Source organism: Thioclava marina (assembly GCF_002020135.1).
GTDB lineage: Bacteria > Pseudomonadota > Alphaproteobacteria > Rhodobacterales > Rhodobacteraceae > Thioclava > Thioclava marina.
The window spans coordinates 680120-694128 of the sequence record NZ_MPZS01000001.1 but is presented as its reverse complement, the minus strand read 5'-3'; the positions used below and the strand labels follow the sequence as shown (position 1 = coordinate 694128).

Here is a 14009-nt window from a genome sequence, read left to right as displayed (position 1 = left end):
TCAGGACTGGCTCAGACGTGCGGCACGGCGCTCGCGCGACCAGACATAGAGGCCTGCCCCTACGATCACAAGCGCCCCGGCAATGGTGAAGCCGTCGGGCAGCTGGTCGAACATCAGCCAGCCCCAGAAGGAGGCGAAAAGAAGCCCCGAATAGCCGAAAGGCGCCAGCGTAGAGGCCTCGGCCAGCGAAAAGGCGCGGATCAGCAGGAATTGCGACAGGCTCCCGGCAAGGCCGAGCGCCAGAAAGATCCAGAGATCGCCAAGCGCGATGGGCTGCCAGACGAAGGGCAGGGCGAGTGAGGAGAGCGCGAAGCCCGTCAGCGAGGACCAGAGCTGCGAGGTGGCCGCTCCATCGCCGCGCAGGTGGCGGGTCAGCAGCACCGCGCCCGCGAAGCTGAAGGCTGCGAGAAGCGCCAGAAGCGCCGCCGGATGCAGCCCGCCAAAGCCCGGGCGCAAGATGATCATCGCGCCCACGAACGCGGCCACGATGCCGAAGATCCGGTGCACTCCCAGCCGCTCGCCCAGAAAGAGGGCCGCCCCGAGGGTCACGATGACCGGGTTGAGGTCGCCAAGCGCGGTGGCGGTGGCCAGCGGCACATGGCGCAGCGAGAAGAAGAAGGCTGCGATCGCTCCCATCTGGAACAGTGCCCGGCCCAGTTGCAGGCCGGGTTGCGGGCTGCGCATCCGCACGGGCAAGCTGCCACGATAGATCGCCGCCAGCACGACCGCATTCACGGCAAAGCGCGCCCAGACGATCAGCAGCGGATGGTAGCCTTCGCCCAGAAGCTTCGCGAAGGCGTCCATCAGCGTCAGCATCGAGAAAGCGCTCAGCATGAAAGCCACCCCCAGCCCCGGATGATCGGCGGCGGGATGTGCAGAGGGGGCCACGGCGGGCCCCCTCGCTGTTGCCTTGATGCCGGGCAACGCCATCAGAGGAGGCTCTTGACCTTCTCGGCCACGGCCTCGGCGGTGATGCCGAACTTCTCGTAGAGCTCACCTGCGGGGGCCGAGGCGCCGAAGCGGTCCATGCCCACGAAGCCCGCCTTGGCTTCACGGCCACGCTCGCCCAGAAGCCAGCGATCCCAGGGCTGGCGCACGGCAGCCTCGACGGCCACGCGGACCGAGTTCGGCGGCAGAACGCGCTTGCGATAGCCCTCGTCCTGCTGGGCGAACAGCTCCATGCAGGGCATCGAGACGACGCGGGTGCCGATCGCCTGCGATTGCAGGATCTCGCGGGCCTTGAGCGCGATCTCGACCTCCGAACCGGTCGCCATCAGGATCGCCTGACGCTTGCCATCGGCCTCGGCCAGAACGTAGGCGCCGCGCGCGGTGAGGTTCTGCGGCTTGTACTCGGTGCGCAGCGTCGGCAGGTTCTGGCGGCTGAGCGCGAGCACCGAGGGCGTGCCTTGCTGCTCCATCGCGATTTCCCAGGCCTCGGCGGTCTCGATCACGTCGGCGGGGCGGAAGGTCAGCGTGTTGGGCGTTGCGCGGCAGATTGCGAGATGCTCGACCGGCTGGTGGGTCGGGCCGTCCTCGCCCAGACCGATCGAGTCATGGGTCATCACATAGACGGCCGGAACCTTCATCAGCGCCGACAGACGCATCGCGCCGCGCGCGTAATCGGTGAAGCAGAAGAAGGTGCCGCCATAGGCGCGCACGCCGCCATGCAGGATCATCCCGTTCATCGCCGCAGCCATACCGTGCTCACGGATGCCGAAATGGATGTAGCGGCCCTTGCGGTTCGCCGGGTTGAAGACTTCCATCCCCGCCGATTTCGTCAGGTTCGAGCCGGTGAGGTCGGCCGAGCCGCCCAGCGTCTCGGGGCAGGCGCCATTGACCACGCCCAGCACCATTTCGGAGGCCTTGCGGGTCGCGACCTTCGGTGCGGATTCGGCCTGTTCCTTCTTGAATTTGCGGATCGCGTTGGTGAGTTTCTTCGAAACGCCACCTTCCATGATGCGGGTGAACTCGGCCTGTTTGCCCGCCGAGAGCTTGGCGAAACGCTCTTCCCATTCGCCGCGCTCGGAGGCGCCGCGCGAGCCGATCGCTTCCCAGGTCGATTTCACATCCGCGGGGATCTCGAACGGGCCGTAGTCCCAACCATAGATCGCCTTCGTGCGCGCGATTTCCTCGTCACCGAGCGGCGAGCCGTGCGCCGAATAGCTGTCCGCCTTGTTGGGCGAGCCGAAACCGATGATCGTCTTGCAGTCCACCAGAACCGGACCCTTGGCGTTCTTCGCCTTGGTCAGCGCTTCGTCGATGGAGACCGGATCATGCCCGTCACAGGCGAAGACCGTCCAGCCCGAAGCCTCGAAGCGCTTGTGCTGATCGGTCTTGTCCGAGATCGACACGCGACCGTCGATGGTGATGTCGTTATTGTCCCACAGCACGATCAGGTTCGAGAGTTCCTGCATGCCGGCAAGGCCGATGGCCTCCTGCGAGATACCTTCCATCAGGCAACCGTCGCCCGCGATCACCCAAGTGCGGTGATCGACGATCTTCTTGCCCCATTGAGCGCGCAGCGCCTCTTCGGCGATCGCCATGCCCACGGCGGTCGAGATGCCTTGGCCGAGCGGGCCGGTGGTGGTCTCCACCGCGTCGAGCAGGAAGTTCTCCGGGTGGCCGGCGGTCTTCGCGCCCATCTGGCGGAAGTTCTTGATCTGATCGAGCGTCACCTGCTCGTCGCCGCACAGGTAGAGCAGCGCGTAAAGCAGCATCGAGCCGTGACCGGCCGAGAGTACGAAGCGGTCGCGATCGGCCCATTTCGGGGCTTTCGCGTCGAATTTCAGGTGGTTCTGGAACAGAACGGTCGCGACATCGGCCATGCCCATCGGCATGCCGGGGTGGCCGGAATTGGCGGCCTGAACCGCATCCATCGCCAGCGCCCGGATCGCGGAAGCCAGTTTCCAGTGCTCGGGATGGGCGGCGCGCAGCTCTTCGATTTCCATGAAACGTCCTTTCGGGGGGCAGCAGTCAGGGTTTGTGACCCTGATAGCAGGGAACGGCTCAAGATCAAGCATGGCCCGCAAGTGCTTGGGGTAAAAGGGTGGGCTTGGCTTTGCGATCAGGGTTAAACTGGCGCAAACCCGCCGCCGGAACGCGATTCGGCGCGGGAAGCGGGACATGTGAGGACGAGGAGGCGCGTATGAGCGATATTGCCGAATACGAACGCCGCATCGCTTTCGCGCTCGAGCGGATCGGGCGTGGGGTCGAGGCGATCAAGCAAAGGGCGGTGACCGCTGAGCCCGAACCGGCCCCCGAGGCGATGCCCGAGCCGGTTTTCGAGCATGTGCCCGAGCCCGTTTCCGAGATTGCGTCCGCCACTGCCGCCGACCCGGCCGAGATCGCCGAGCTGAAAGCCTCGCTCGAAGCCGAGAAAGAGGCCAATGCCCAGCTCTCCGAGCGCGTGCGCGCGATCCGCGAGAAGCAGGACACGACGCTGAACGCGATGGAGCGCAAATATGGTGCGGCCGTGCGTGCACAGGAGGCGGCTTTCAAGGAGGTCGCGGCGCTCAAGCAGGCGAATGCGGCGCTGATCGCAGCCAATCGCAAACTGATGGATGAGGGCGTGGCCTTCTCGGATGAGGCTTTGATGGCAGAGTTGCAGGCCCTGCGAGCTGCGCGCGAGAGCGAAAGCTCCGAGCTGGAGCAGATCATCGCGGGGCTCGACCCGATCATCGAGGGTGCTACCGGGGAGGCCGAGGATGCCTGAGCTGAAGATCACCATCGGCGGGCGCGATTTCGACGTGGCCTGTCAGGAGGGAGAGGAGCATTTCCTGCGCTCGGCCGCTGCCATGCTCGATGCCGAGGCGCGGGTGCTTCTGGGCCAGATCGGCCGGATCCCCGAACCGCGTATGCTGCTGATGTCGGGGCTGATGCTGGCCGACAAGGCCGCCGGGATCGAGGATCAGCTGCGCGAGGCGAAGAACCGTCTGGGCGAGTTGCAGGCGAAGATCGACGAATTGCAGGCCAATCCGCCGCAAATCGAAGTGCCGGTCGTGCCCGCCGAAGTCACCGATACGCTCGCCGAGATCGCGGCGCGCGCCGAGGCGCTGGCGGACCGGGTCGAGGACGAAGCGTGACATACCTGAGCGTCGCGGCGATCCTTCTCGCGGCTTTCACCATGCCTGCGACCGCGCAGGACAGCGCCGCGCCGGAAAGGCTCGCCCCGTTGACCAGCGCCACGAGCGAGATCAACCCGGTCATCACCCGCACCTATCTGTGCGAACGCGGCGCGCGCGTGCCCGCCGCTTATATCAACGACAGCACGCCGCAGCGCGTCGTCCTGATGCTGGAAGGGCGGATGGTGGTGATGAGCCATGTTGCCTCTGCTGACGGCGCGAAATATGCCGAGGATGGCGAGGGCGAAGCGGGTTATGTCTGGTGGACGAAAGGTTCGGGCGCGATGCTCGAGTGGATCCCCGAGGATGGCGAGAGCCAGACCCTTCTGAGCGGCTGCCAGGAGGAGTGAGCAGGGGTGGGGGCTATACGATCTACATTGAGCGCCCGGCTGGCCCGCCGATTGGCTTCGACGAATGGGAGTACGCGGTCGGCAAGGTTGACGGGGTTCGCCTGTCCACGGATGAGCACCAGAGCGTGACCAATCCGAAGACCGGGGAGGTGATCGGCCTGCGCGCCGGGCCAGGACTTGCGGAAATACGCCTGCGGGACGGGCGTTGGCAGCACGCCTTGCGTTGGTTCAGTGGCACGATTGTGCTACGGGCGCCGCGCGATTTCGACGATCCAGACAGCGCGATGCGCCGTTTACTGCGGGTTCTGGCAGGCGAACTCGGGGCCGAGGTGATCGGTGACGAGGGTGAGACCTATCGCTGAAGCGGCGGTGTCGGGCGGGCTTGAACCGTTGCGCCAAGGGCTGCGCCCGACCCTTGGGTGGGCGGTCGTCCGCTCCAAGGTCTGCATTTTATCTTTCCAAATCCGAATGACCTGCTGCGGGTGTGAAACGTCGCAAAAGCGCCCTCCCGGGGGGAGGGTCGGGCGCTGCCCGGGCTGGTCGCCCGAGCGGAAGGGAGGGGCGGAGATCTTCCCCGCAATCTCGTGGAGGTCAAGCCTTACTCGGCAGCCTTCATCTCGAAACCCTTCTCGATCTGGTCCGAAGGCGTGATCGGGTATTCGCCCGAGAAGCAGGCATCGCAATATTGCGGGCAGGCATCGTTGCGCCCCTCGGCCTCGCCCACGGCGCGATAGAGACCGCCCAGCGAGATGAACTTGAGGCTGTCGACCGAGATCCACTCGCGCATTTCCTCTTCGGTCATGCGTGCGGCCAGCAGCTTGTCGCGGTTGGGCGTGTCCACACCGTAGAAGCACGGCCAGGCGGTGGGCGGGGAGGCGATGCGGAAATGCACCTCCTTGGCGCCCGCGTCCAGGATCATGTCCTTGATCTTGCGCGAGGTCGTGCCGCGCACGACCGAGTCGTCCACCAGGATCACCCGCTTGCCACGGATCAGCGACTTGTTGACGTTGAGCTTGAGGCGCACGCCCATGTTGCGGATCTGCTCGGTCGGCTCGATGAAGGTGCGGCCCATATACTGGTTGCGCGTGATGCCGAGCGCGAAGGGGATGCCGCTTTCCTGGCTATAGCCAATCGCTGCGGGGGTGCCGCTATCGGGCACGGGGCAGACGAGATCGGCGTCGACAGGGGCTTCGCGGGCCAGTTCCACGCCGATTGCGCGGCGGGTCTCATAGACCGAGCGGCCGCCGATGATGCTGTCGGGGCGCGAGAAATAGACATGCTCGAAGATGCAGAACCGGCCGGTGGAGGGGCCGAAGGGGCGCGAGCTTTCGATATGGCCGTCCTGAATGACGACCATCTCGCCGGGATCGATCTCGCGCACGAATTCCGCGCCGATGATGTCGAGCGCGCAGGTCTCCGAGCTCAGCACATAGCCGTTGTCGCCGATCCGGCCCATCACCAGCGGGCGCACGCCGAGCGGGTCACGCACGCCGATCAGTTTGGTGCGGGTCATCGCGACGATCGAAAAGGCACCCTCGACGCGGCGCAGCGCATCGGCGATCCGGTCGGCATGCTTGCGCTGGATCGAACGCGCCATCAGGTGGATGATGCATTCGCTGTCCGAGGACGATTGGAAGATCGCGCCCCGTTCGATCAGTTCGCGGCGCAGCGCATCGGCATTGGTCAGGTTGCCGTTATGGGCGACAGCCGCGCCGCCCATCGAGAATTCGCCGAAGAAGGGCTGGATGTCGCGGATCACCGCGCCCTTGGAGCCGGCGGTGGAGTAGCGCACATGGCCGATGGCGATATCGCCGGGCAGCGTCTCCATCAGGCTCGACTTGGTGAAGTTGTCGCGCACATAGCCGAAGCGATGGGCCGAGTTGAACCCTTTCTTGGCATCATGGGCGACGATCCCGCCGGCTTCCTGGCCGCGATGCTGAAGCGCATGCAGGCCGAGGGCGACGAAATTCGCGGCATCGGTGACGCCGACGACGCCGAAGACGCCGCACTCTTCCTTGAGTTTGTCGTCATCGAACGGATGGGCGTAATGGGTTTTCTGGGCGGCGGGGCAAGACATGGCGGCGGCTCCGAGATGTGCGGGGGGCGGGCACTCGCGCCCATTTAATGCGAAACGCGAGAGGTGTTAACCCCTCGCGCCCGCAAATCCGTCATCCATTTGTCATCAATTGCCCGCGGCGGGGGGCAATTCGTCGGTGCGCGCGGGCGCATCCGCAGCACCTGCGGGGGCGGGGCAGGCCGAAACGAGCTGCTCATAGCGGCTCACGATCCAGCCCGGCGCGTCGGCGGGCATCGATTCGTCGAGCTGGCCCGACATGCGCGAGAACACCTTGGCCGAGCGCGAGTCGTCCACCACCGCGACCCGGTCATTGTTCATCACGCGGTCATAAACCACGAAGGCCACCGCAACGAGGACGACCCCGCGCAGAACGCCGAACAGGAAACCAAGACCCTGATCGAGCCCACCGAGCGCCGAGCGCTGCACGGCAGAGGCGAAAAGCGGCGTCAGGATCGAGAACACGACGAGCGCGATGGCGAAGACCACAGCGAAACCGCCGATCATGCCCAGTTCGCAGCTTTGGCCGATGAACTTGTCGAGGCCGGGGATCTGCTGCACGAGCGGGCGCGCTTCGTTGGCGAACATGTAGGCGACCACGGCGGCGGCGATCCAGCCGACGATGGCCAGACCCTCGCGCACGAAGCCCCGCGAATAGGCGAGGATCGCCGAGAGAATGATGACGACCGCCACGATGGCATCGACGATGGTGAACCCGTCCATTTGCGCTCCTGTGTTGTCGGCCCTATCCGGCGCCGAACATCTCACCAGTAAAGGTCACGAGATCGCCCAGCTTGCGCAATGCCATCCCGCTTGAACCCTCGGCTTTCGTTCCCGAAGGCGCGATCGCCTGTGAAAAACCAAGTTTTGCCGCTTCTTTCAACCTGTTTTCGGCCTGACCCACGGGGCGCAATGCCCCCGAGAGGCTGATTTCGCCGAAAATGACCATGTCCGCCGGAAGGGCCGCGTCTTCGCGTGCGCTCAGGAGGGCGGCGGCGGCGGCAAGGTCGGCAGCGGGTTCCACCACCTTCATGCCGCCCGCGACATTGAGAAACACGTCGAGCCCCGCGAAGGGAATGCCGCAACGCGATTCCAGCACCGCGAGGATGGTGGAAATGCGCCCCGAGTCGAGCCCCACCACCGTGCGCCGGGGGGAGGCGAGAGAAGACGGGGCGACCAGCGCCTGAATTTCGGTCAGCACGGGTCGGGTGCCTTCGATCCCTGCGAAAACTGCCGATCCCGGGGCCGGTTGGCCGCGCTCGGAGAGAAACAGCGCCGAGGGATTGGCGACCTCGGCCAGCCCCGATCCCGTCATCTCGAAGACGCCGATCTCGGATGCCGGGCCGAAGCGGTTCTTCACCGCACGCAGGATGCGGAACTGGTGGCCGCGTTCGCCCTCGAAGTAAAGCACGGTGTCGACCATGTGTTCGATCACGCGCGGACCCGCGATCTGGCCTTCCTTGGTGACGTGCCCGACGAGGATCACCGCCGTGCCGCGCCGCTTGGCGAAGCTCACCAATTCGTGAGCGGCCGCGCGCAGCTGGCTGACCGATCCGGGGGCGCTGTCGACGCTGTCCGACCACATGGTCTGGATCGAATCGATGATCACGAGGTCGGGGCGCTCGGCCTCGAGCGTGGTCAGGATATCGCGCAGGCTCGTTTCCGCGCCCAATCCCACCGGCGCATCCGCGAGGCCAAGGCGTTGCGCCCGCATCCGCACCTGGCTCGCCGCTTCCTCGCCCGAGATATAGAGCGCCTTCAGCCCCTTGCGGGCGAAAGCTGCAGTAGCTTGCAAGAGCAGCGTCGATTTCCCGATCCCCGGATCGCCGCCCACAAGGATTGCCGAGGCCGGGACGAGCCCGCCACCCAGAACCCGGTCGAGCTCGACCATGCCCGATTGCGCGCGTGCAGGTGGCGTTTCCTTCGTGTCGAGCGCGGTGAGCGGGATCACCTTGCCCTTCGCGCCTTTCAGCCCCGAGCCGGGCGTGGCCGAAAGCGGCGCTTCCTCGTGGATCGAGTTCCACGCGCCGCAGGCGTCGCAACGCCCCGACCACTTGGCATGGCTCGCGCCGCATTCGGCGCAGCGAAAGAGTGCGGATGCCTTGGCCATCGGGTCAGCTACGTTCCAGATTGGCGGCGATCAGGCGCGCGCAGTGCTCGGGATGGGTCGCGGGCAGCATATGACCCGCGCCCTCGACGCAGGCGACGCCCACATCCGGCAGCCGCGCGGCGATCGCTTCGGCCACTTTCGGCATGGTCGGCGGCGAGCGGTCGCCGTGAATGATCATCGCCGGCGCGTCGATCTGCTCGATCCCGTCGGGGCGCGCGATCCGGGCGGGATCCTCGAAATTCGCGCGCGAGATGTTCTCGACCATCGGCATCGAGGCGATGAAGCGCTCGCGATGGGCCTCGGAATAGCTGTCCCAGGGCTGGCCGGTCCCCCAGTCGCGCATGAAGCCGCGCGCCGCGGGTTCGTAATCTCCCGCTTCCATCAGCTGCTGGAAGTGGTCCTGTTTTGCGCGCAGGTCCTGCCAGTCGGGATCGGTTTCCGGCAGGGCCGCAAAGAGCACGGGCTCGATCAGCGTCAGCGAGCGAACCGCTTCGGGCGCGCCGACCGCGATGCGCAGCGCGACCGAGGCGCCGAAGCTGTGACCGATCAGGTCGACGGGGCGTTCGATGAAGCTCGCCGCGATCCGCGTCACCTGCGTCTGGAACGCGCCCGGCTCGGCGGCGTCCCCCCGCCAGGGCGCGGATTGCCCGTGACCGGGCTGGTCGAAGGCGACGGCGCTGATCTCGCCCGCGAGCGGCCCGAGTGCCCCGGCCCAGAGATTGGAGGAGCCCAGCGTGCAATGGATCGCGATGGCCGGCCGTTCACCGTGACCGAAGCTTTGCCAGAAAACTTCGGCCCCTTGTCTCAGATCACGCGGCATTCAGAGCGTCCCCAGATGGTCGTCGAGAAAGTGCAACCGGTCCTGGCCCCAGAAGCGCTCGTCGGTTTCGGCCACGATATAGAAAGGCGAGCCGAAGGCGCCACGCTCCACCGCCTCCTCGAGGTTGCGCTCATAGGCGATGGCCCCGTCGAAAAGCCCGGTGGTGACCAGATTGCCGTCAAAACCGTTGGCCTCGAGCGCCGCGCGGATCACCTCGTCGGAGGCGATGTCCTTGTCCTCGGCCCAGCAGGCGCGCGCGATCGCGTGAACCAGCCCGCCGATATCGCCGCCGCCTGCCTTTTGCGCTGCGATGATCGCGTAAGAGGCCGGGGCGGGGTTCGGCGGATAGCCGGGCGGGGTGAAGTTCATCTTCATGCCGAGCTTGGCCGACCAGCGCTTGAGCTCCTGCATCCGGTATTCCATCCGGCTTTGGTGACGCTGGGCGGGACGCACGCCCCCGGTGCGGTCGAAAAGCCCCAGAAGGTCGAGCGGTTTATAGGTGATTTCGGCGCCATGCCGGGCGGCAATCTCCTCCAGGCGCAGCCCGGCGAGATAGGTCCAGGGGCTGAAGACGCCGAAAAAGTAGTCGATCCGTGCCATTCATAACACTTTCTTGACGGTGCAAATTGCCGCCACGCTACCCCGGTGCTAAGGCAGGCGCAATCAAGCGAATCCCGCCGGTCATCCCCCGGCAAGACACTTTCGAAGGAATGCTGCCCCATGTCCGTCGTCACCGAACCCAAGCTCATCTCCGGCAATGCGAACCGCACGCTTGCCCAGTCCATCGCGCGGCGCATGTCGATGCATCGCGGTATGTCGGTCGGTCTGGTGGATGCCCGGGTGGAGCGGTTCAACGATCAGGAGATCTTCGTCGAGGTCTACGAGAACGTGCGCGGCGAGGACATGTTCATCATCCAGCCGACTTCGAACCCGGCCAATGACAACCTGATGGAGCTACTGATCATCACCGATGCGCTCAAACGCTCCTCGGCCGATCGCATCACCGCCGTGATCCCCTATTTCGGGTACGCCCGTCAGGACCGCCGCACCAAGGCGCGCACGCCGATTTCGGCCAAGCTGGTGGCGAACCTGCTCACTGAGGCGGGCGTGGACCGCATCCTGACGCTCGACCTGCACGCGGCGCAGATCCAGGGCTTCTTCGATATCCCGGTGGACAACCTCTATGCCTCCCCGGTCTTCGCGCTCGACATCCTGCACAACTTCAAGGGTCAGACCGACGATATCATGGTCGTTTCGCCCGACGTGGGCGGCGTGGCACGCGCCCGCGAGCTGGCCAAGCGGATCGAGGCGCCGCTCTCGATCGTCGACAAGCGCCGCGAAAAAGCGGGCGAGGTCGCAGGCATGACCGTGATCGGCGACGTGAAGGGCCAGAAATGCATCATCGTCGATGACATGGTCGACACCGCCGGCACGCTGTGCAAGGCCGCTGACCTGCTGATGGAACACGGCGCGACCGAGGTTCACGCCTATATCTCCCATGGCGTTCTCTCTGGTCCGGCCGTCGAGCGCGTGACCAATTCGGCGCTGAAATCGCTGGTCATCACCGACTCGATCGAGCCGACCGAGGCCGTGAAGGCCTGCCCGAATATCCGCATCGTGCCGACCGCGCCGATGTTCGCCCAGGCGATCCTGAACACCTGGTCGGGCACCTCGGTCTCGTCGCTCTTCGAGACCGAGACGCTGACCCCGATCTACGAGGGTCTGTATTCGCGCGACTGATCGGCGCGATCGGCAATTCAGTGAGAAAAATTGCCCGGGCGGCTCGCCCGGGCCGCGCATGCCGATTTCTCGGCAGGGCGCATTGGCGAAGGCTCGCAGGTTCATGAGACCTTCGCGTTTTTGAATTAAATCATCCGGCTCAAAGCCGAAAACAGCGTTCGTTCCCCGGCGCCCGACCTGAAAGTCGGATGGACATTGCGCCAATTCGCGCCATTCTCGGCGCCATGCGCCTCTTTGCCCTGACCGCCCTCGTGATGATCGCTTTCGCCTCCAATTCGGTTCTGAACCGGATGGCGGTGCATGATGCAGGCTGGGGGCCTGCGGAGACAGGCTTCGTGCGGCTGAGCTCCGGTGCGCTGGTGCTGCTGGCGCTGGCGATCCGGGCGAAGGGGACCGCGGGGCTGCGCATGCCACCCGCGATTCTCGGAACCGGGGTCGCGACGCTCTCGCTCTATATCTTCGGCTTTTCCATCGCGAGCGGGCTCATCGATGCGGGCGTTGGCGCGCTGACATTGTTCGGCATGGTGCAAATCACGATGTTCGCAGGCGCTTTGTGGATGCGCGAGCCGATCTCGCTCTGGCGCTGGATCGGGGCGGGGCTGGCATTTGCGGGGCTTGCGGTCCTGCTGCTGCCCGCGTCCGGGGGCGCGGATATCGATCCGCGCGGCTTCGGGCTCATGGCGCTGGGCGGTGTCGGCTGGGGGCTCTATTCACTCAACGGGAGGCGTGTGGGCATCCCGCTGACGGCCACCGCGCTCAATTTTGCTCTGGCAGCTCCCCTTGCGCTGATCTGGATGCTCGGTGTGGGCGATTGGGGGCAGGGGGCAAGCTGGGGCTGGTGGCCCGCGATCCTCTCGGGGGCCGTGACCTCGGGGCTCGGCTATGCGCTGTGGTATCGCGTGCTGCCGCAAATCCCCGCGAGCCTCGCCGCGATCGCTCAACTTTCCGTGCCGCTGCTCGCCGCGCTGGGTGGCGCGGTTTTGCTCGCCGAGATCCCGTCGGCACGGTTCTGGCTCTCGGCGGCCCTTGTGATCGGAGGGATTGCGCTCTCGCTGAGGCGCAAAGCCTGAGCCCTTCACTCGGAAAACGGGCTTGACCTCGGAACCGCCAGCGCTTCTTTAGGGTTTGAAACCCGAACCTTCGAACCAAGAGAGGACATCATGGCTTTTGAACTTCCCGATCTTCCCTATGCCCACGACGCGCTTGCCGATCTGGGTATGTCGAAGGAAACCCTCGAATATCACCACGACCTTCACCACAAGGCCTATGTCGACAACGGCAACAAGCTGATCGCCGGCACCGAGTGGGAAGGCAAGTCGGTCGAAGAGATCGTCAAGGGCACCTACCAGGCCGGTGCGGTCGCGCAGAACGGTATCTTCAACAACGCTTCGCAGCATTGGAACCACGCCCAGTTCTGGGAAATGATGGGTCCGGGCGAGAAGAAGATGCCGGGCGAGCTGGAAAAGGCCCTCGTCGAGAGCTTCGGCTCGGTCGACAAGTTCAAGGAAGAGTTCGCGGCCGCCGGTGCAGGCCAGTTCGGCTCGGGCTGGGCGTGGCTGGTGAAGGACACCGATGGCTCGCTCAAGGTGACCAAGACCGAGAATGGCGTGAACCCGCTCTGCTTCGGCCAGACCGCGCTGCTGGGCTGCGACGTGTGGGAGCACTCCTACTACATCGACTACCGCAACAAGCGCCCGGCCTACCTGTCGAACTTCCTCGACAAGCTGGTGAACTGGGAAAACGTTGCCTCGCGCATGTGATCGCGGCACGATTGATTTGCGAAGGGCGTCCTGTCGGGGCGCCCTTTTCGTTTTTCGCTCCCGGTTTTGAACCGAATGGCGCGCGCCACGCGCGCCCGTGTAAAAAGCTGCCGGATATCGGAGCGAAAGGATGCCCATCGTCGATTGCCCTGCGTCATCGCGTTTCTTGACAATCCACCGCTCCCGGGCGGACAATTAACATATAGAGCGACTCCGCTCAGACAGTTTTCATGCGCGCGACCGGGGAGGGTCCGGGCGTGGGGCCCGCGAAGACCGCGAGAGCGGAGCGGGCCGCCCGGTGACCTGAGATACCGCCCCGATCGGGACATGAGAAGCAGGCGTGGCAGCCGCCGCGTCTTGGGCTGTTTCTGGCTTTGCCTGCGTGGCAGCTGGCATCGGCAAACGGATGAAAAGGAGGAGATGGTATGAGACAACTGACCAAAGGCACCTGGGTCGTGATCGCCGATGGCGAGAAGGCGCTGTTTCTCGAAAATGTCGCCGATACCGTTCATCCCGAGCTTGTCGTGCGCCGCGTCGAGGCGCAGGAGAATCCCGCCGACCGGGAGCAGGGCACTGACAGGCCCGGGCGCATGGCCGATACCGGGGTGGGGCAGCGCTCGGCGCTGGAAGAAACCGATTGGCATCAACTCGCGAAGATGCGTTTTGCCGATGATCTGGCCGACACGCTCTTGCAGATGGTTCAGCAGGGCAGGATCGACCGTCTCGTCCTTGCCGCTGCGCCGCGCATCCTCGGCGAGGTGAGGCAATCGCTGCACAAGAGCGTTGCCGACGTTCTGGTGGCCGAGATCGACAAGACCCTCACCAAACATCCGATCGACGAGATCGAACGGTTGGTGAAGGAAGAGCTCGAGGCGGCCTGAGCGCTGACCAAGGGGCTGTCGGACTTAGATATTTAGATGTCCGGCAGCCTGTTTGGGCCATGCGTGAGCGTCTCCAAATCGGGATCGCTCGCGCTTTGGCTCGATCGTCTCCGGAGCGGTGTCGGCCAAATCTTCCGCCAAATTATTCGGCAC

General features: G+C 65.2%; 15 protein-coding genes. 8 read left to right on the top strand and 7 right to left on the bottom strand.

All coding sequences use genetic code 11. The annotated features are described in order from the left end of the window. Nucleotides 1-888 (bottom strand): DMT family transporter, encoded by an 888-nt coding sequence (locus tag BMG00_RS03260; protein ID WP_158521672.1) that lies wholly within the window; start codon nt 886-888, stop codon nt 1-3. A gap of 41 nt (nt 889-929) precedes the next feature. After that, nucleotides 930-2948 carry a transketolase gene (gene tkt / locus BMG00_RS03255; protein WP_078573371.1) on the bottom strand — a complete coding sequence of 673 codons (2019 nt, stop codon included), beginning with the start codon at nt 2946-2948 and terminating at the stop codon, nt 930-932. Nucleotides 2949-3145: 197 nt separating this feature from the next. Here tkt and BMG00_RS03250 point away from each other — a divergent pair, with 197 nt between their 5' ends. The 4 genes from BMG00_RS03250 to BMG00_RS17570 are packed head-to-tail and all read left to right on the top strand — an operon-like array spanning nt 3146 to nt 4833. After that, entirely contained in the window at nt 3146-3712 is a 567-nt protein-coding gene (locus BMG00_RS03250; protein WP_078573370.1) for a hypothetical protein, read from the top strand. After that, entirely contained in the window at nt 3705-4082 is a 378-nt protein-coding gene (locus BMG00_RS03245; RefSeq protein ID WP_078573369.1) for a cell division protein ZapA, read from the top strand. Before BMG00_RS03250 ends, BMG00_RS03245 begins: the two co-directional genes overlap by 8 nt. Then, entirely contained in the window at nt 4079-4471 is a 393-nt protein-coding gene (locus BMG00_RS03240; RefSeq protein WP_078573368.1) for an MliC family protein, read from the top strand. The genes BMG00_RS03245 and BMG00_RS03240 overlap by 4 nt, the downstream gene beginning before the upstream one ends. Next, nucleotides 4468-4833: a hypothetical protein gene (locus BMG00_RS17570; RefSeq protein ID WP_078573367.1), complete on the top strand. Its 366-nt coding sequence runs from the start codon at nt 4468-4470 to the stop codon at nt 4831-4833. The genes BMG00_RS03240 and BMG00_RS17570 overlap by 4 nt, the downstream gene beginning before the upstream one ends. A gap of 236 nt (nt 4834-5069) precedes the next feature. Here BMG00_RS17570 and purF read toward each other — a convergent pair whose 3' ends face one another. The 5 genes from purF to BMG00_RS03210 form a co-directional block, all read right to left on the bottom strand. Then, nucleotides 5070-6548 (bottom strand): amidophosphoribosyltransferase, encoded by a 1479-nt coding sequence (gene purF, locus BMG00_RS03230; protein ID WP_078573366.1) that lies wholly within the window; start codon nt 6546-6548, stop codon nt 5070-5072. 105 nt (nt 6549-6653) lie between these two features. Then, on the bottom strand, nt 6654-7268 hold the full coding sequence (locus BMG00_RS03225; protein ID WP_078528647.1) for a CvpA family protein: 615 nt from the start codon (nt 7266-7268) through the stop codon (nt 6654-6656). A 22-nt stretch (nt 7269-7290) separates the two neighbouring features. Then, nucleotides 7291-8655, bottom strand: coding sequence for a DNA repair protein RadA (gene radA / locus BMG00_RS03220; RefSeq protein ID WP_078528644.1), 1365 nt, complete (start codon nt 8653-8655; stop codon nt 7291-7293). A 4-nt stretch (nt 8656-8659) separates the two neighbouring features. Next, nucleotides 8660-9475: an alpha/beta fold hydrolase gene (locus BMG00_RS03215; protein ID WP_078528641.1), complete on the bottom strand. Its 816-nt coding sequence runs from the start codon at nt 9473-9475 to the stop codon at nt 8660-8662. Next, complete coding sequence (locus tag BMG00_RS03210; RefSeq protein ID WP_078573365.1) at nt 9476-10075, bottom strand: 2-hydroxychromene-2-carboxylate isomerase; 600 nt, start codon at nt 10073-10075, stop codon at nt 9476-9478. 120 nt (nt 10076-10195) lie between these two features. Between BMG00_RS03210 and BMG00_RS03205 the strand changes: the two genes are divergently transcribed. The 4 genes from BMG00_RS03205 to BMG00_RS03190 all read left to right on the top strand — a co-directional run bounded on the left by BMG00_RS03205 (nt 10196) and on the right by BMG00_RS03190 (nt 13856). Beyond that, nucleotides 10196-11215, top strand: coding sequence for a ribose-phosphate pyrophosphokinase (locus tag BMG00_RS03205; RefSeq protein WP_078528634.1), 1020 nt, complete (start codon nt 10196-10198; stop codon nt 11213-11215). 188 nt (nt 11216-11403) lie between these two features. After that, a complete protein-coding gene (locus BMG00_RS03200) occupies nt 11404-12285 on the top strand; it encodes a DMT family transporter (protein WP_245794940.1) in 882 nt (293 codons plus the stop codon). A gap of 90 nt (nt 12286-12375) precedes the next feature. Further along, a complete protein-coding gene (locus tag BMG00_RS03195; RefSeq protein ID WP_078573364.1) occupies nt 12376-12975 on the top strand; it encodes a superoxide dismutase in 600 nt (199 codons plus the stop codon). Between the two features lie 425 nt (nt 12976-13400). After that, nucleotides 13401-13856, top strand: coding sequence for a host attachment family protein (locus BMG00_RS03190; protein ID WP_078573363.1), 456 nt, complete (start codon nt 13401-13403; stop codon nt 13854-13856). The last annotated feature ends 153 nt before the right edge of the window (nt 13857-14009 follow it).